Origin of the sequence: Escherichia sp. MOD1-EC6300 (genome assembly GCF_002965045.1) — a bacterium.
Classification (GTDB): domain Bacteria; phylum Pseudomonadota; class Gammaproteobacteria; order Enterobacterales; family Enterobacteriaceae; genus Escherichia; species Escherichia coli_F.
Genome location: NZ_PTRH01000002.1, coordinates 286731 through 305991, shown reverse-complemented (window position 1 = coordinate 305991; position 19261 = coordinate 286731). Strand labels below are relative to the sequence as shown.

11 protein-coding genes are annotated in these 19261 nt (G+C 50.8%); 8 read left to right on the top strand and 3 right to left on the bottom strand.

Annotation, left to right across the window (positions count from 1 at the left end):
- Window positions 1-12 precede the first annotated feature (12 nt).
- From BGE37_RS04165 to BGE37_RS04130, 8 genes are all read left to right on the top strand, one after another.
- Window positions 13-3801: a DUF4132 domain-containing protein gene (locus tag BGE37_RS04165; protein ID WP_105276889.1), complete on the top strand. Its 3789-nt coding sequence runs from the start codon at window positions 13-15 to the stop codon at window positions 3799-3801.
- Between the two features lie 9 nt (window positions 3802-3810).
- On the top strand, window positions 3811-7461 hold the full coding sequence (locus BGE37_RS04160; protein WP_105276888.1) for a DUF4132 domain-containing protein: 3651 nt from the start codon (window positions 3811-3813) through the stop codon (window positions 7459-7461).
- 59 nt (window positions 7462-7520) lie between these two features.
- Window positions 7521-7841 carry a protein YehK gene (gene yehK, locus BGE37_RS04155; protein ID WP_105276887.1) on the top strand — a complete coding sequence of 107 codons (321 nt, stop codon included), beginning with the start codon at window positions 7521-7523 and terminating at the stop codon, window positions 7839-7841.
- 1185 nt (window positions 7842-9026) lie between these two features.
- Window positions 9027-10115 carry an ATP-binding protein gene (locus BGE37_RS04150; protein ID WP_105276886.1) on the top strand — a complete coding sequence of 363 codons (1089 nt, stop codon included), beginning with the start codon at window positions 9027-9029 and terminating at the stop codon, window positions 10113-10115.
- Between the two features lie 10 nt (window positions 10116-10125).
- Complete coding sequence (locus BGE37_RS04145) at window positions 10126-12405, top strand: DUF5682 family protein (RefSeq protein WP_105287805.1); 2280 nt, start codon at window positions 10126-10128, stop codon at window positions 12403-12405.
- Entirely contained in the window at window positions 12398-13534 is a 1137-nt protein-coding gene (locus BGE37_RS04140; protein ID WP_105287804.1) for a VWA domain-containing protein, read from the top strand. The genes BGE37_RS04145 and BGE37_RS04140 overlap by 8 nt, the downstream gene beginning before the upstream one ends.
- Window positions 13531-15522, top strand: a complete 1992-nt coding sequence (locus BGE37_RS04135; protein ID WP_105287803.1) for an SWIM zinc finger family protein — start codon at window positions 13531-13533, stop codon at window positions 15520-15522. The genes BGE37_RS04140 and BGE37_RS04135 overlap by 4 nt, the downstream gene beginning before the upstream one ends.
- Window positions 15523-15653: 131 nt before the next feature.
- Window positions 15654-16115 carry a YehR family lipoprotein gene (locus BGE37_RS04130; protein ID WP_001353103.1) on the top strand — a complete coding sequence of 154 codons (462 nt, stop codon included), beginning with the start codon at window positions 15654-15656 and terminating at the stop codon, window positions 16113-16115.
- Window positions 16116-16157: 42 nt separating this feature from the next.
- Here BGE37_RS04130 and BGE37_RS04125 read toward each other — a convergent pair whose 3' ends face one another.
- Genes BGE37_RS04125 through btsS form a run of 3 tightly spaced genes read right to left on the bottom strand, consistent with a single transcriptional unit; the run spans window position 16158 to window position 19076 of the window.
- Window positions 16158-16628: a DUF1456 family protein gene (locus BGE37_RS04125; RefSeq protein ID WP_001295430.1), complete on the bottom strand. Its 471-nt coding sequence runs from the start codon at window positions 16626-16628 to the stop codon at window positions 16158-16160.
- A 46-nt stretch (window positions 16629-16674) separates the two neighbouring features.
- Complete coding sequence (btsR, locus tag BGE37_RS04120) at window positions 16675-17394, bottom strand: two-component system response regulator BtsR (RefSeq protein ID WP_001353101.1); 720 nt, start codon at window positions 17392-17394, stop codon at window positions 16675-16677.
- Complete coding sequence (gene btsS / locus BGE37_RS04115) at window positions 17391-19076, bottom strand: two-component regulatory system sensor histidine kinase BtsS (protein ID WP_105287802.1); 1686 nt, start codon at window positions 19074-19076, stop codon at window positions 17391-17393. The genes btsR and btsS overlap by 4 nt, the downstream gene beginning before the upstream one ends.
- Between the last annotated feature and the right edge of the window lie 185 nt (window positions 19077-19261).

Sequence of the window (19261 nt, the reverse complement as noted above, 5' to 3'; positions counted from 1 at the left end):
AAGGAATTAGCAATGAAAACCTATATTTATCAGGACGAAAAATCACATAAATTCTGGGCAGTGGAGCAACAGGGAAACGAGCTGCATATTAGTTGGGGCAAAGTCAGTACCAACGGGCAAAGCCAGGTAAAAAGCTTTGCTGATGCTGCGGCGGCGGAAAAAGCGGAACTGAGGCTGATTGCGGAGAAGGTGAAGAAGGGGTATGTGGGGCAAGCGAAGGATAATTCTTTGCAACCTTCCCAAACGGTAACGGATTCTCTCAAGGTAGCGGCCTTATCCACCATTATTCAGGAACAACCCTTTTGCGTAGCAGAAGCCCGTGTGGCTGACAAAAATACAGATGATGTTTTACCGTGGCTGGCGAAAGATATTGCTGTCGTTTTTCCGCCCGAAGTTGTACACACCACGTTAAGCCATCGCCGCTTTCCCGGAGTTCCTGTTCAGCAAGCAGACAACTTGACCCAGTTACGTCGCTTAGCCTGTAGCGTGTCGCAACGGGATAATAAAACAGCCACATTTGATTTCAGCGCCTGTTCTTTAGAATGGCAAAACGCCATCTCCCAGGCGCTCAGTCAGATCGACTGCCTGAAAACAACACAGTTACCATCACCAGTAATGGCTGTACTCACGGCACTTGAACTGAAGTGCACGAGATATAAAGAGCGTGAGGATGTTATGGATCAGCTCGTTCAGGAAGGTGGCCTGGAATATGCTACTGATGTAGTAATACATCTTCAACAGATTGATATTGAATGGGATTATGCGAATAATACCATTATTATTCTGCCGTCTGGTATTGCACCTGATAACCTGCAGCAATATTCCAGTTTTGAATTACGCCTACGGAAACATTTATCACTGGCGGAAGAGTCTCTCTGGCAAAAATGTGCACAAAAACTTATTGCCGCAATTCCACATATTCCAGAATGGCGGCAACCATTAATTGCTTTGTTATTACCCGAAAAACCAGAAATTGCACATGAAATTGCCCAGCGTCTACTGGGGAAAAAAAAATTACCCTCGCTTGAGTGGCTAAAAATAGTGGCGACTGATGAGCACATTCTTGCCTCATTAGAAAAATATCACGAGCCATATGCCATTTTTGATGATTACTATTGTGGTGCGATATTGTCAGCCACCGTATTACAGGAGCAAGGTGTTGCAGCCCTGCCCCGATTTGCTCCCTATGCCGCAAGTGACTACTGCGCCGATGTGTTGCGTCATATCAATCATCCGTTCGCATTAACACTGCTTATACGTGTAGCCGGGCTTACTAAACGCTGTCACGATCGAATGACGAAAGCCTGCGCTGCGTTCCCACACGCAGCACTGGCAGCACTGGCGGAACTTCTTGCGCAAAAAGAAGAGAATAGTTGGCGCATTATGCTAATGACGATGCTTATCTCGCAACCGGCACTGGCAGAACAGGTCACTCCCTGGCTCTCGACAGCCGCAGTTGAAGTGCTGAAATCATGCCAGCAACAACTGATACAACCGTCAAACCATGCCTGCGCCGCTCTACTGCCAGCCGTATTAGTCTTACCTCCCTGGCTTTCGAAAAAGAAAAAATCGACGATTCCGGTGTTGGATTTAGCACCGCTCAAACTCAAATCCATATGCACAATAACCGACACAGAAGCAAAAGAGTTTCAAACTCATTGGGACTGGGAATCGCATAAGCCAGGTGAAGGTGCTAAAGATTTCCTTTACTCGCTGGGGTATCGCCGCTGGGATTTTGACACATATAAATATATCGGCGCTTCTGACTCGGCAATTGACGCATGGGAACGTGAGGACTTCGCTACACTCATCCAAATGTTTAAAGCCCACCATGCACCGTATCAGGGGGAGTGGCATCTCAACTCACTTCCCTTTTTACCTATGCAAAAAGCGATTAAACTATGGGAGTTTCTCAGCAAAGAGCCGCATACCGCGGTAAAACCTGTCATGCTTTATTTGCGACTGGCAGGTATGAGTGGTTTTCTACACTCGTTTTCACGCTACCCTCAAGAAGGTTTTGCGGTTGCTAATTATTTTGCCGCAACGGAACTGGCTCCTGCCGTCGCCCGCGCCTTTAACAAACTCAAAACTCTACGACAAGACGCCCGCACTTGGCTGCTGAAATATCCGGAACATGCCATTATCGGCCTGTTGCCTGCGGCACTCGGCAAAGCTGGTGAAGCCCAGGATAACGCCCGCGCCGCCTTACGTATGTTGATTGAAAGTGGTTATCCGTCATTACTGCAAGAAATCGCCCAGCGTTATAACCAGCCGGAAGTAACCGATGCGGTGAACGCTCTACTTGCGCTCGATCCCTTAGATAATCACCCGACTAAAATCCCGACACTTCCGGCCTTTTATCAGCCATCGCTCTGGACACGCCCGGTATTAAAAGCAAACGCCCAATCACTGCCAGATAACGCCCTCCTCCACCTCGGTGAAATGCTCCGCTTCCCTCAGGAAGAGGCTCTGTATGCGGGATTATTGCAGGTGAAAGATGCCTGTACCGCCGACTCACTGGCTGAATTTGCCTGGGATCTGTTTACCGCCTGGCAGACCGCTGGCGCACCGTCGAAAGAAAGCTGGGCGTTCACTGCGTTAGGTGTTCTCGGCAACGATGATACCGCCCGCAAACTGACGCCTTTGATTCGCGCCTGGCCTGGTGAATCCCAGCATAAACGCGCCACCGTCGGGCTGGATATTCTCGCTGCTATCGGTAGTGATATCGCCCTGATGCAGCTTAACGGCATCGCCCAGAAACTGAAATTCAAAGCATTACAGGAGCGGGCAAAAGAAAAAATTGCCGACATTGCCGAGAGCCGCGAACTCACGGTGGCGGAGCTTGAAGACCGGTTAGCACCGGATCTCGGTCTGGATGATAACGGTTCGCTGCTGCTGGATTTCGGGCCACGGCAGTTCACCGTCAGCTTTGATGAAACCTTAAAACCGTTTGTGCGTGATGCTTCCGGCAGCCGCCTGAAAGACTTGCCTAAACCGAACAAAAGCGATGATGAAACTCAAGCGAACGATGCAGTTAACCGCTACAAACTGCTGAAAAAAGATGCGCGTACCGTTGCCGCCCAGCAGGTGGCAAGGCTGGAATCCGCCATGTGCCTGCGCCGCCGCTGGTCGCCAGAAAACTTTCAGCTCTTTCTGGTTGAGCATCCGCTGGTCTGCCACTTAACCCGCCGTCTGATTTGGGGCATTTATAGCGCAGACAACCAGTTACTGGCGTGCTTCCGTGTGGCGGAAGATAACAGCTACAGCACCGCTGACGATGATCTTTTCACCCTGCCGGAAGGCGATATCTCTGTTGGCATTCCTCACGTTCTGGAAATATCACCCACGGATGCTGCCGCCTTTGGTCAGCTTTTTGCCGACTACGAACTGCTACCGCCGTTCCGCCAGCTCGACCGTAACAGTTACGCCCTGACAGAAACCGAGCGCAATGCCAGCGAATTGACCCGCTGGGCAGGCAGAAAATGCCCGAGCGGTCGGGTAATGGGGCTGGCGAATAAAGGCTGGATGCGTGGTGAACCGCAGGACGGTGGCTGGATCGGCTGGATGATCAAACCTCTGGGCCGCTGGTCATTAATCATGGAAATCGATGAAGGATTTGCAGTTGGTATGTCGCCAGCCGAACTCAGTGCCGAGCAACTCTTAAGCAAGCTGTGGCTATGGGAAGGCAAAGCAGAAAGCTATGGCTGGGGGATTGATTCAACACAGGAAGCGCAGTTCTCCGCACTCGATGACATCACCGCTAGCGAGTTAATTAACGACATCGAAGCCCTGTTTGAATAAGGAATGAGCATGGACAAGGAATTACCGTGGCTGGCGGATAACGCCCAACTGGAACTGAAATATAAAAAAGGCAAAACACCACTCAGCCATCGCAATTGGCCGGGCGAACCGGTGCCTGTTATCACTGAAAGCCTCATCCAGACACTGGGTGATAAATTGCTACACATTGCTGAGAAGAAAAAAAACATTGTCTGGCGTTATGAAAATTTTTCACTGGAGTGGCAGTCGGCCATTACGCAAGCCATCAACTTGATCGGCGAGCACAAACCCTCAATTCCGGCCCGGACAATGGCGGCGCTAGCCTGTATCGCGCAAAATGATAGCCAACAGTTACTCGACGAAATCGTCCAACAAGAGGGGCTGGAATATGCGACTGAGGTGGTGATTGCACGCCAGTTTATTGTACGGTGTTATGAGAGTGATCCTCTGGTAGTAACATTGCAGTATCAGAAGGAGGACTATGGCTATGGCTATGGTTATCGCTCAGAAACCTATAACGAATTCGATCTCCGACTGCGTAAGCATCTCTCTCTGGCAGAGGAAAGCTGCTGGCAGCGTTGCGCCGACAAACTCATTGCCGCACTGCCAGGAATACCCAAAGTTCGCCGTCCTTTTATTGCACTCATCCTCCCGGAGAAACCAGAAATCGCCAATGAGTTGATAGGCCTTGAATGCCCACGGACTCATTATCATTCTAAGGAGTGGTTAAAAGTTGTTGCTAATGACCCCAGCGCGGTCAGAAAACTCGATCACTACTGGAGTCAGGATATATTTAGCGATCGCGAAGCCAGCTACATGTCGCATGAAAACCACTTCGGCTACGCGGCCTGCGCTGCCCTTTTGCGCGAACAAGGACTGGCAGCCGTTCCGCGCCTCGCGATGTATGCACATAAAGAAGATTGCGGCAGTCTGCTGGTACAAATTAACCATCCGCAAGTCATCCGCACCTTGCTACTGGTGGCTGATAAAAACAAACCCAGCCTGCAACGTGTGGCTAAATACAGTAAAAACTTCCCCCATGCGACGCTCGCCGCACTGGCAGAACTGCTGGCGTTAAAAGCCCCCCCTGCGCGCCCTGGTTATCCTATCATCGAAGACAAAAAGCTGCCTGCACAGCAAAAAGCACGTGATGAATACTGGCATACGCTGTTACAAACGCTGATGGCATCGCAGCCACAACTGGCAGAAGAGGTGATCCCGTCGTTAAGTACTCAAGCCCGGGCAGTGGTGAATAGTTATTTATCGGCTTCGCCAAAACCGGTTATTGATAGCACCAATAACAGCAGTCTGCCTGAAATCCTCGTTTCACCACCATGGCGTGGCAGGAAAAAGACTTCCATAACTCACTTTTCGCTACCTGAACTTACGCTTGTACCGCAAGCGTACAAGTCGCCGAATAAACACTGGACGCCGGAACAGCAAACTGCAATTGACCATTTTAGCGCCATGTCTTTTGACGAACGTCTTGCTAACAGAGGGGCGGATACCTTCTTGCGGGAATTAGGTTTTGACGTTCATAGCCTGGAATTTAATAAGCGTCTTCTTAATGGACAGCTGGATGCCTTTGATACTCAGCAACTGCAAGAATACACATCAATAGGACTTTTGCATACTTATCACGCGCATCAGGCCAAATCTAAACAGTACCGGGAAGAAGCCACCAAATCATTACTGGCACAAGATAGCATTGCGTTGATGGGAGGGTGGCGAACTTTTCAGCACGGATTTTACTATGGTAATGAAAAGCGTTGGGGGATTTGGAATCTGTACCTTATCGCGCAGATGCCGCGCGAAATGGCGGTATCGTGCTGGCAACAAATTGTCGCGGCTGATTTTCATTACACCGGGGTAGAATATCTGTTAAGTGTCCTGGGTACCGATGCTTTGCCCGGATTAATCACCGCCTTTGCCCGACATCCCAAAGAGATATTTCCGCTGCTGATTCATTTTGGCGCAACAGAACTGGCTCTGCCCGTTGCCCGCGTCTGGCATCGTTTTGCGGGCCAGCGTAATCTGGCTCGCCAGTGGATTTTACAATGGCCGGAGCATACGGCTACGGCACTTATCCCTCTTGTCTACACCAAATCCAGCGATAATAGCGAAGCTGCATTACTTGCCCTGCGTTTACTTTACGAACAAGGACATGGCGAATTGCTACAAACTGTAGCCAATCGTTGGCAGCGTACAGATGTATGGCCTTCCCTGGAGCAATTACTTAAACAGGGTCCAATGGACATTTACCCGGCACGCATTCCCAAAGCCCCTGATTTCTGGCATCCGACAATGTGGTCCAGACCGAGAATTATCACGAATAATCAACCTGTTACTGATGATGCTCTGGAAATTATCGGCGAAATGCTGCGCTTTACCCAGGGCGGACGTTTTTATTGTGGGCTGGAACAACTGAAAACGTTCTGCCAGCCACAAACGCTGGCCGCTTTTGCCAGGGATCTCTTCACCGCCTGGCAACAGGCTGGCGCCCCCGCAAAAGACAACTGGGCTTTTTTGGCGTTAAGTCTCTTTGGTGACGAAAGCACGGCTCGGGATCTGACAACACAGATCCTCGCCTGGCCACAGGAAGGCAAATCTGCCCGTGCCGTCAGTGGCCTGAACATACTTACCCTGATGAATAATGATATGGCGCTGATACAGCTGCATCATATATCGCAACGGGCGAAATCCCGTCCCTTACGTGATAACGCGGCGGAATTTCTTCAGGTGGTCGCAGAAAATCGTGGACTAAGCCAGGAAGAGTTAGCGGACAGATTAGTCCCAACACTGGGCCTGGATGATCCGCAGGCGTTGATATTTGATTTTGGACCCCGGCAGTTTACCGTTCGCTTCGATGAAAACCTCAACCCGGTTATCTTTGATCAGCAAAACGTTCGCCAGAAAAGCGTTCCCCGGTTGCGCGCCGATGACGATCAACTGAAAGCACCCGAGGCACTGGCCCGACTAAAAGGGCTAAAAAAAGATGCCACTCAGGTGAGCAAAAACCTGCTCCCACGTCTTGAAACTGCCCTGCGCACCACCCGACGCTGGTCGCTGGCAGATTTTCATTCTCTGTTTGTTAATCATCCCTTTACCCGCCTGGTTACTCAGCGATTAATATGGGCGGTTTATCCGGCAAATGAACCGCGTCGTTTACTCAACGCCTTTCGTGTGGCCGCAGAGGGGGAATTCTGCAACGCACAAGATGAGCCAATTGACCTGCCTGCGGATGATCTGATTGGCATTGCCCACCCGTTAGAAATGACAGCAGAAATGCGCAGTGAATTTGCACAGGTTTTTGCCGATTACGAAATTATGCCGCCTTTTCGCCAGTTGATGCGGCGCACAGTGCTGCTCACACCTGACGAGTCAGCCAGTAACAGCCTGACTCGCTGGGAAGGTAAATCCGCAACCGTTGGGCAACTTATGGGAATGCGATACAAAGGCTGGGAGTCAGGTTTTGAGGACGCATGTGTCTATGACCTGGGCGAGTATCGGCTGGTCCTTAAGTTTTCACCCGGTTTTAACCACTACAGTGCTGATAGCAAAGCGCTAATGAGCTTCCGTTCTCTTCGAGTGTACCGTGACAATAAATCTGTCACTTTTGCCGCACTTGATGTGTTTGATTTGAGTGAGGCGTTAAGCGCACCCGACGTCATTTTCCATTAAAACACAACGGGCAGTGATGCGACTGCCCGTTTTCAACACGACTTACCAACGGGAAAGCGATGATCGTGCAAAAAGAGCTGGTCGCTATTTACGATTATGAGGACCCTGTACCTGAAGATCCGTTTTCCTTCAGACTTGAGGTCCATAAACGCTCTGAATTATTTACTGGTTCCGTCTACCGGTTGGAGCGATTCCGGCTACATCCAACATTTCATCAACGTGATCGAGAAGATGTCGACCCGCTAATAAATGATGCGTTGATTTATATAAGAGATGAATTTATTGATGAGCGTAAATTACGAGGTGAATCACCTAAAACTGTAATAGCAATTTTTAATCGTGAACTACAAAATATATTCATCCAACAAATAGAAAAATAGCTTTATTAAAGGGGGAAACGGTATTCCCCCTTAGATGCGTTTCAATTTGCCCGTTACTTCAACAAATCAATCAACCGTAACAGAGCCACTAATAGCTCCAGTACAGCAATGAGCACGGTTAACTTTTGTGTCAGCGTGTCCATCCGCTCTCCTTATTAAGGAGCGCAACACCAGCACCTTACCCTTACACTGCCTGTCGATACTGGTTTACGTATGTTGGTACGAAACGTTGCTCTCCGGATCAGGGCACCGCCTGCGGCACCACCCGTCCGGCAGCCAGGACTTAAAATTGGTCCGATCCGGCACAACCTCCCAACGGGCAGGATTATAAATCTCATTCACTGAATTGCAATGGAGTGTGGATATGGTTATAATTTATTCGTTGGTACGAAATGTTGCACAATCAGCAAGTTAGCGTCACTGTAGTAAATAAAAGAACCTGCCTCACCAGCAGGTTCTTTTATTTTCTGCGATCTACTTTCCAGATATTTTTTGCCAATAGCCCACCATAAATATTTACATCCCGGTCAAATGGTGCGTTGAATATAAAATCGATGAATTTATAAATAAAAATGAGTTATATGATGAATTATTAAAAACAGTAATCATTTTATTAAAGGGGGAAGCGGTATTTTCCCCCTTAGATGCGTTTCAATTTGCCCGTTACTTCAACAAATCAATCAACCGTAACAGAGCCACTAATAACTCCAGTACGGCAATGAGCACGGTTAACTTTTGTGTCAGCGTGTCCATCCGCTCTCCTTATTAAGGAGCGCAACACCAGCACCTTACCCTTACACTGCCTGTCGATACTGGTTTACGTATGTTGGACCACGATGTTGCACTCCGGATCAGGGCACCACCTGCAGCACCACCCGTCCGGTAGCCAGGACTTGAAATTGGTTCGATCCGGCGCAACCTCCCAACTGTCAGGATTATAAATCTCATTATCTTAATTGCAACGGGGTCCAGCGGTGGTTATAATTCGTTCGTTGGAACACGATGTTGCACAGGCCGTGGTGTTAGGCCTGAAAGTAGTAAATAAAAGAACCTGCCTCACCAGCAGGTTTTTTTATTTACTGTGATCTGCTTTCCAGATATTTTCCGCTCAAACAACTAATGCGCCAAACATTTATTGCGCGTAAAATATCTTTTATTTCATTAATACATTTCAGGGATGAATATATGTCACCGCAGAATAATCATCTGCAGCGTCCACCTGCCGCTGTGTTATACGCCGATGAACTGGCAAAATTAAAACAAAATGATCACGCACCTTGCCCGCCCGGTTGGCAGTTAAGTTTGCCTGCGGCCCGTTCTTTTATTCTTGGCGATAGCGCGCAAAATATCAGCCGTAAAGTCGTGATTAGTCCCTCCGCTGTCGAACGCATGTTAGTCACTCTTGCTACCGGGCGCGGTTTGATGTTGGTGGGGGAACCAGGCACCGCAAAATCGCTCCTGTCTGAATTACTGGCAACCGCTATTAGCGGCGATGCTGGGTTAACTATCCAGGGCGGCGCATCTACCACCGAAGATCAAATCAAGTACGGCTGGAACTACGCCCTGCTTATTAATCATGGTCCGTCAACGGAAGCGCTGGTCCCTGCCCCGCTCTACCAGGGAATGCGCGACGGCAAAATTGTCCGTTTTGAAGAGATAACGCGTACACCACTGGAAGTACAAGACTGTCTGTTAGGTATGCTTTCTGACAGGGTTATGACGGTGCCGGAACTCACTGGTGAAGCCAGTCAGCTCTATGCGCGAGAAGGCTTTAATATTATTGCCACTGCCAATACCCGCGATCGCGGCGTTAATGAAATGAGCGCGGCACTAAAACGTCGATTCGATTTTGAAACTGTCTTTCCGATTATGGATTTCGCCCAGGAACTGGAACTGGTCGCCAGTGCTTCGGCGCGTTTATTGGCCCATAGTGGCATTCCGCATAAAGTGCCTGACGCGGTACTGGAGTTACTGGTCCGCACCTTCCGCGATCTGCGTGCCAACGGCGAAAAGAAAACCTCAATGGATACCTTTACAGCGATTATGTCCACCGCTGAAGCCGTTAACGTGGCCCACGCCGTGGGCGTCCGCGCCTGGTTTTTAGCGAATCGCGCGGGGGAGCCAGCCGACCTGGTGGACTGTATTGCCGGAACCATCGTCAAAGATAACGAAGAAGATCGCGCACGTCTGCGCCGTTACTTCGAACAACGTGTCGCTACACATAAAGAAGCTCACTGGCAGGCTTATTATCAAGCTCGCCACCGCCTGCCGTGAGGAAAGATGCATGAGCGAGCCGTTAATTGTCGGCATCCGGCATCATAGTCCGGCCTGCGCCCGGCTGGTGAAATCGTTAATCGAAAGCCAGCGGCCACGATACGTGTTGATTGAAGGCCCGGCTGATTTTAATGACCGGGTAGACGAACTGTTGTTAGCCCACCAGCTTCCGGTAGCTATTTACAGTTATTGCCAGTATCAGGACGGTGCGGCCCCCGGGCGTGGTGCCTGGACGCCATTTGCTGAATTTTCGCCGGAGTGGCAGGCGCTACAAGCCGCACGTCGTATTCAGGCACAAACTTACTTCATCGATTTGCCTTGCTGGGCGCAGAGTGAAGAAGAGGACGAGTCACCCGGTACGCAAGAGGAAAGCCAGGCTTTGTTGCTGCGTGCCACTCGTATGGATAACAGCGACACTCTGTGGGATCACCTGTTCGAAGATGAAAGCCAGCAAACTATATTACCCTCTGCACTGGCGCACTATTTTGCACAACTGCGGGGCGACGCCTCCGGCGATGCACTCAATCGTCAGCGCGAAGCCTTTATGGCCCGCTGGATTGCATGGGCGATGCAGCAAAATAATGGCGACGTATTAGTCGTCTGCGGAGGCTGGCACGCTCCGGCACTTGCAAAAATGTGGCGCGAATGCCCGCAAGAAATTAACAAGCCAGAATTGCTCTCACAGGATGATGCCGTTACAGGTTGCTATCTCACGCCATACAGTGAAAAGCGCCTTGATGTGCTGGCAGGATACCTTTCAGGAATGCCTGCCCCGGTCTGGCAAAACTGGTGCTGGCGGTGGGGCTTGCAGCAGGCAGGTGAACAACTACTAAAAACGGTTCTTACCCGTTTGCGCCAGCACCACTTGCCTGCTTCAACAGCGGATATGGCTGCCGCTCATCTGCATGCGATGGCACTGGCACAGTTGCGCGGTCATACACTACCGTTACGCACTGACTGGCTGGATGCTATAGCAGGCTCGCTGATCAAAGAAGCCCTGAACGCGCCGTTGCCGTGGAGCTATCGCGGCGTTATTCATCCCGATACCGATCCGATACTGGTAACGTTGATAGACACATTAGCAGGTGACGGATTCGGTAAACTTGCCCCCTCGACGCCACAGCCACCTCTGCCAAAAGATGTCACCTGCGAACTGGAACGTACCGGAATCTCTCTTCCGGCGGAGCTTACCTTAAATCGCTTTACCCCCGATGGACTGGCGCAAAGTCAGGTGCTACATCGGTTGGCAATACTGGAGATTCCCGGCATTGTGCGCCAGCACGGAAGTACACTGACGCTGGCGGGCAACGGTGAAGAACGCTGGACATTAACCCAGCCACTTAGCCAACATGCGGCATTGATTGAAGCCGCCTGCTTTGGTGCCACACTCCAGGAGGCCGCACGCAATAAATTAGAAGCCGATATGCTGGACGCGGGTGGAATCAGCGGCATCACCACATGTCTTAGCCAGGCAGCGTTAGCGGGTCTGGCGTCCTTCAGTCAGCAATTACTGGAACAACTCACATTATTAATCGCCCAGGAAAATCAGTTTGCCGAAATGGGCCAGGCGCTGGAAGTGCTTTACGCCTTGTGGCAGCTCGATGAAATCAGCGGTATGCAAGGCGCGCAGATATTACAGACGACGTTATACGCGGCTATCGATCGCACACTGTGGCTATGTGAATCCAACGGCAGGCCGGATGAGAAGGAGTTTCACGCTCACCTGCATAGCTGGCAGGCGCTTTGCCATATCCTGCGCGATCTAAATAGCGGCGTTAATTTACCCGGCGTTTCGCTTTCTGCGGCGGTAGCCTTACTGGAACGTCGCAGTCAGGCGATTCATGCCCCAGCGCTGGATCGCGGTGCGGCCCTTGGCGCGCTGATGCGTCTGGAACATCCCAACGCCAGTGCCGAAGCGGCGCTGACGATGCTGGCACAATTATCCCCGGCACAATCTGGCGAGGCGCTGCACGGTTTGCTGGCATTAGCCCGCCATCAACTGGCCAGTCAGCCTGCATTTATCGCCGGTTTCAGCAGCCATTTGAATCAACTGAGTGACGCCGATTTTATTAACGCCCTGCCCGATTTGCGCGCGGCGATGGCCTGGCTACCGCCACGAGAACGCGGGACGCTGGCGCATCAGGTGCTTGAGCATTACCAGCTCGCTCAGCTTCCCGTTTCGGCGCTGCAAATGCCGTTGCATTGCCCACCGCAAGCCATTGCACATCATCAACAACTCGAACAGCAGGCACTGGCATCACTGCAACACTGGGGAGTTTTCCATGTCTGAACTGAACGATCTTCTGACCACTCGTGAGCTACAACGCTGGCGATTAATTCTTGGCGAAGCGGCAGAAACGACGCTTTGTGGGCTGGATGACAACGCCCGGCGGATAGACCACGCGCTGGAGTGGCTGTACGGGCGCGACCCTGAACGGCTCCAGCGTGGTGAACGCTCCGGTGGATTAGGTGGCTCAAATCTCACCACCCCTGATTGGATCAACAGTATTCACACGCTGTTCCCGCAACAGGTGATTGAGCGGCTGGAAAGCGATGCCGTACTGCGCTACGGCATTGAAGATGTGGTGACGAATCTCGACGTGCTGGAACGTATGCAGCCCTCTGAAAGCCTGCTACGCGCCGTTTTGCACACCAAACATCTGATGAATCCCGAAGTGCTGGCTGCCGCCCGCCGGATAGTGCGCCAGGTTGTTGAAGAAATTATGGCGCGACTGGCAAAGGAAGTTCGTCAGGCTTTTTCAGGTGTACGCGATCGCCGTCGCCGCTCATTTATTCCACTGGCGCGTAATTTCGATTTCAAAAGTACTCTGCGCGCCAACCTGCAACACTGGCACCCGCAACACGGCAAGTTGTATATCGAATCCCCCCGCTTTAACAGCCGAATTAAACGCCATAGCGAACAATGGCAGCTGGTGTTACTGGTTGATCAAAGCGGATCAATGGTCGATTCGGTGATCCACTCAGCGGTGATGGCGGCCTGTTTATGGCAGTTACCCGGTATCCGCACCCATCTGGTCGCTTTTGACACCAGCGTCGTTGATCTCACGGCAGACGTTGCTGATCCGGTAGAGTTATTAATGAAAGTACAACTGGGCGGCGGGACCAATATCGCCAGTGCCGTGGAGTATGGTCGGCAACTTATTGAACAACCAGCGAAAAGCGTCATTATCCTCGTGAGCGATTTCTATGAAGGGGGTTCATCATCATTGCTGACGCATCAGGTGAAAAAGTGTGTCCAGAGCGGCATCAAAGTGCTGGGACTGGCAGCGCTCGATAGCACCGCAACACCTTGCTACGACCGCGATACAGCCCAGGCGCTGGTAAATGTCGGCGCACAAATAGCCGCGATGACGCCAGGCGAACTGGCGACCTGGCTTGCGGAGAATCTTCAGTCATGAATTCACTACGTCCGGAATTATTAGAACTGACACCGCAGGCCCTGACGGCGTTAAGCAATGCTGGTTTTGTGAAGCGCAGCCTTAAGGAACTGGAAAATGGCAATGTCCCGGAAATCTGCCATGAGAACGGCGCTTTAATCGCCACGTTCAGTGACGGTGTCCGTACCCGGCTGGCGAACAGTCAGGCACTGAAAGAGGCTCAATGCAGCTGCGGGGCCAGCGGCATGTGCCGTCATCGCGTGATGCTGGTGTTAAGTTATCAACGACTTTGTGCCACCGCCCAGCCTACGGAAAAAGAAGAAGAGTGGGATCCGGCAATCTGGCAGGAAGAACTGGCTACCCTGCCCAATACCACGCGCAAACGCGCGCAGGCGCTGGTCGCTAAAGGCATCACCATTGAGTTGTTCTGCACCCCGGGCGAAATTCCCTCTGCCCGCTTACCGATGAGCGATGTGCGTTTTTATTCCCGCAGCAGCATTCGTTTCGCCCGTTGTGACTGTATTGAAGGAACGCTGTGTGAACACGTAGTACTGGCTGTGCAGGCCTTCGTCGAGGCCAAAAATCAACAAGCAGAATTTACTCATTTGATCTGGCAGATGCACAGTGAACACGTCACATCATCTGACGATCCGTTTTCCAGCGACGAAGGTAAAGCATGTCGTCACTATGTTCAGCAATTAAGTCAGGCATTATGGCTGGGCGGGATCAGCCAGCCGCTTATTCATTACGAGGCTGCTTTCAGCCGCGCGCAGCAAGCGGCGGAACGCTGCAACTGGCGTTGGGTAAGTGAATCACTACGACAGCTACGGGCAAGCGTTGATGCCTTCCACGCCCGCGCCAGCCACTATCATGCCGGAAAATGCTTGTGCCAGCTTGCGGCGTTAACCAGTCGCTTGAACAGTGCACAAGAGATAGCGCGACGTGACAGTGTCGGTGAAGTACCGCCCATACCGTGGCGCACGGTCGTTGGCGCAGGCATTGCTGGCGAAGCAAAGCTTGATCATTTGCGGCTGGTGTCACTAGGTATGCGTTGCTGGCAGGATAATGAGCGGTATGGTTTACGCATCTGGTTCACCGATCCCGACACCGGCAGTATTTTGCATCTTTCGCGCAGTTGGCCGAGAAGTGAACAGGATAACTCTCCAGCGGCAAAACGGCGGCTGTTTAGTTTTCAGGCTGGCGCGCTGGCGGGTGGGCAAATTGTTTCACAAGCAGCAAAACGCAGTGCCGATGGCGAGTTGCTATTAGCTACCCGCAACCGCTTAAGCAGTGTTGTTCCGCTGTCGCCTGATGCCTGGCAAATGTTGAGCGCACCACTGCGCCAGCCGGGCATTGTGGCTTTGCGGGAATATTTACGCCAACGTCCGCCAGCCGCCATACGACCGCTTAACCAGGTCGATAACTTATTTATTCTGCCAGTAGAAGAGTGCATTTCACTCGGTTGGGACAGCAGTCGGCAGACACTGGATGCGCAGGTAATCAGTGGCGAAGGTGAAGATAATGTGCTGACGTTATCACTGCCAGCTTCAGCCAGTGCGCCCTTTGCTGTTGAACGCATGGCAGCTCTATTACAACAAACAGAAGATCCCGTTAGTCTGGTTTCTGGGTTTATCAATTTTGCTGAGGGGCAATTGACACTGGAACCACGAGTAATGATGACGCAAACCCGCGCCTGGGCACTGGACGCAGAAACTGCGCCTGTGACACCGCTACCTTCTGCCAGCGTTCTGCCTGTACCGTCTACCACTCATCAGTTACTGATGCGCTGTCAGGCGTTGCTTATTCAACTGCTCCATAATGGCTGGCGCTATCAGGAACAGAGTGCCATTAGTCAGTCAGAGTTGCTGGTCAATGAACTCACCGCGATGGGTTTTTATCGGCTGGCACATGTGTTGGGACAATTTCGTAATACAGAAGGCGAGGCACGGGGAGAAGCAATGAATAACTGCGTTTTGCTTTGCGAACAATTATTAACCTTGCTTGAGTAACAAGAACAAATAGTGCTTTTTACAAAGAGTTCTACTCCAGTTCCGGACTGCTCACGCCAAGGTATTAGGCATATCCTATATGGCCCCTGGTGTGGTCACCAGTTCCTTGATTAAATAAAATGGAGTTTTACATGAAGGCTTTCAATAAGCTGTTTTCCCTTGTTGTTGCATCTGTTCTGGTTTTCTCTCTTGCTGGCTGCGGTGACAAAGAAGAATCGAAGAAATTTAGCGCTAATCTGAACGGTACTGAAATTGCTATTACCTATGTCTACAAAGGTGACAAGGTTCTTAAGCAATCTTCTGAAACCAAAATTCAATTTGCTTCCATTGGTGCAACCACCAAAGAAGATGCTGCCAAGACACTTGAGCCGTTAAGTGCCAAATATAAAAACATCCCTGGCGTTGAAGAAAAATTAACCTTTACCGATACTTATGCTCAGGAAAACGTGACTATCGATATGGAAAAAGTTGATTTTAAAGCCCTGCAGGGTATTTCAGGTATCAACGTTTCTGCTGAAGATGCCAAAAAAGGTATCACTATGGCGCAAATGGAACTGGTGATGAAAGCCGCTGGTTTTAAAGAAGTGAAATAATCTGTCGGCGGCCATGTTTTTCGCATGGCCGCCATGCCCGTCTTAGCTTTTCTTCACATGCTGGCGCGCTGCCAGTCCACGCAAAAAATAACGTAAAAATTGATCGCCGCATTCGCGGAAGTTTTTATGATCCGGTGCACGCATCATCGCCGTAATTTCCGGCATCGAAACGCGGAACTGCTGTTCGGTAAGGATCGCCAGAATATCATCAGTTTTCAGCGAAAACGCGATACGTAATTTTTTCAGCACGATGTTGTTATTAATGCGACGTTCCGGCTCCAGTGCCGGCGCTGACTCATCCTTGCCACGTTTTTCATAAATCAGGCCATTCAGGAATGAAGACAGAACAATGTCCGGACAACGCTGAAACCCTTCTTCGTCTTCTTTGCGTAGCCAGACGGCGATCTGTTCCGCAGTGGCTTCGACATTACCCAGCGCCAGAATGCGCACCAGGTCGTTATTATTGGCTTTCAAAATGTAGCGCACGCTGCGCAGAATATCGTTACTTAGCATGAGGCCTTCAGGTGTTGATGAGGCAAAAAACCATTTTAGCAGTCTTTTACAGGCCAATCGCCTCTTTTAAACTTTTCAGATAGCGGCGGCTGACCGGAACAGTTAAGCCATTACGTAAAATCAACTCGGCCTGGCCGTTATCTTCCAGACGAATCTCCTGTAAATGCGCGAGGTTAACCAGGTACTGACGATGGCAGCGCAGTAGTGGTGTACGGCTCTCCAGGGTGCGCAAAGTCAGTTCGGTAAAACCTTCTTTCCCTTCGTGGCTGGTAACGTAGACACCGCTCATCCGACTGCTGACAAATGCTACATCTCTCATTTGCAGCAAATAAATCCGACTATGCCCCGTACAAGGGATAAATTTCAGCGCCTGTTGATTTTCCGGTAACAGCGAAACATCCTGCTTGCTGCGCTCCTGACGCAAACGCGCCAGCGTTTTCTCCAGCCGCGCTTCATCAATTGGCTTCAGGAGATAATCAAATGCATGTTCTTCAAAGGCTTTAATGGCGTATTCGTCAAACGCGGTGAGAAAAACGATATACGGACGATGTTCCGGGTCGAGCATCCCCACCATTTCCAGACCGCTAATACGCGGCATCTGGATATCAAGAAACAGCACGTCCGGGCGCAGTTTATGCACCGCGCCGATCCCTTCTACAGCGTTTGAACACTCGCCGACAATTTCAATATCACTCTGCTCCTGCAAAAATACGCGCAGGTTCTCCCGTGCTAACGGCTCATCATCGACAATTAAGACTTTAATCATGCCTCGTCCCTCCATGGTAGTCGTAACGTTATTCGGGTGTAACTATCAGGCTCACAGGCGACGCTTATCCCATAGTCATCGCCAAACCGTTCACGTAAACGCTTATCCACCAGATTCATCCCCAGCCCACTGGCATTGGTTACCGGTTGATACAAACCAGCATTGTCTTCGATCTCCAGCATCAAATGTTGCCCCTCACGTCGGGCGCTGATTTCCACTCGCCCTGTATCGAGCAGTTGTGATGTCCCATGTTTAATAGCGTTTTCCACAATCGATTGCAGGGTAAACGCGGGCAATTGCTGCTGGGATAATTCTTGCGGAATAGCAATGTTGACCTGCAACCGCGACTGGAAGCGCGCCTTTTCAATTTGCAGATAAGCATTCACATGTTCAATTTCGTCGGCGAGAGTAACAAACTCCGAAGGCCGCTTTAAGTTTTTACGGAAAAAAGTGGAAAGATACTGCACCAGCTGACTGGCCTGTTCGCTGTCGCGGCGGATCACCGCTTTAATGGTGTTAAGCGCATTGAACAGAAAATGGGGGTTCACCTGGGCGTGAAGTAGTTTGATCTCTGACTGGGTGAGCATCGCTTTTTGCCGCTCATATTGCCCAGCGAGAATCTGCGCCGAAAGCAATTGCGCAATCCCCTCGCCCAGCGTGCGATTGATTGAACTGAACAAACGGTTTTTGGCTTCATACAATTTGATGGTGCCCATCACCCGCTGATTTTCACCACGCAACGGAATCACCAGCGTCGAACCCAGTTTGCATTGCGGATGCAACGAGCAACGGTAAGGCACTTCGTTGCCATCGGCGTAGACCACTTCACCGGTTTCAATCGCTTTTAAGGTATAAGTCGAAGAAATCGGTTTGCCGGGTAAATGGTGGTCGTCACCAATTCCGGTAAAGGCCAGCAATTTCTCTCGATCGGTAATCGCGACTGCACCAATATCCAGCTCCTGATACAGCACCTGTGCCACTTTCATGCTGTTCACTTCGTTAAACCCCTGGCGCAAAATGCCTTCCGTCGAGGCAGCCACTTTCAGCGCAGTAGCAGAAAAAGCCGAAGTGTATTTTTCAAACATCGCGCGTTTATCGAGCAATATACGCATAAACAGCGCCGCGCCGACGGTATTGGTGACCATCATTGGCGCAGCAATATTACTCACCAGACGCACCGCATCTTCATAAGGTCGGGCGATCGCCAGGATGATCAACATTTGCACCATTTCAGCGACGAACGTGACGGCACCGGCGGTAATGGGGTTAAAGACTTTATCAGTGCGCCCGCGACGGATCAGGATGCTGTGTACCAGGCCGCCGAGCAATCCTTCAACGATGGTCGAGATCATGCAACTTAGCGCGGTCATGCCCCCCATCGAATATCGATGTAACCCGCCGGTCAGACCAACCAGCCCACCGACGACCGGACCGCCGAGTAAGCCGCCCATTACCGCGCCTATCGCACGGGTATTGGCAATAGAATCGTCAATATGCAGCCCAAACCAGGTGCCCATGATGCAGAAAATGGAAAAGACGATGTAGCAGAGAAATTTATGCGGCAGACGAACCGTGACCTGCATTAACGGTATGAATAATGGCGTTTTACTCATTAACCACGCAATGACTAAAAAAACGCACATCTGCTGAAGCAGCAGCAACACCAGATTAAAATCGTACATACCCGCAAACCACACTTCCCTTTAAAACGCGTAACATACATTGCCTGCGTTTAACTTTCTTTGAACTCTTGCAGAAAAATGAGAATTCGTGAGTACGATCACTCAAAATCGCCTGGCAAAAATAAAATCACCCTATAGATGAACAAAAAACGGGCAAAACTACCTGGTTCGCAAAACTGCGTCTA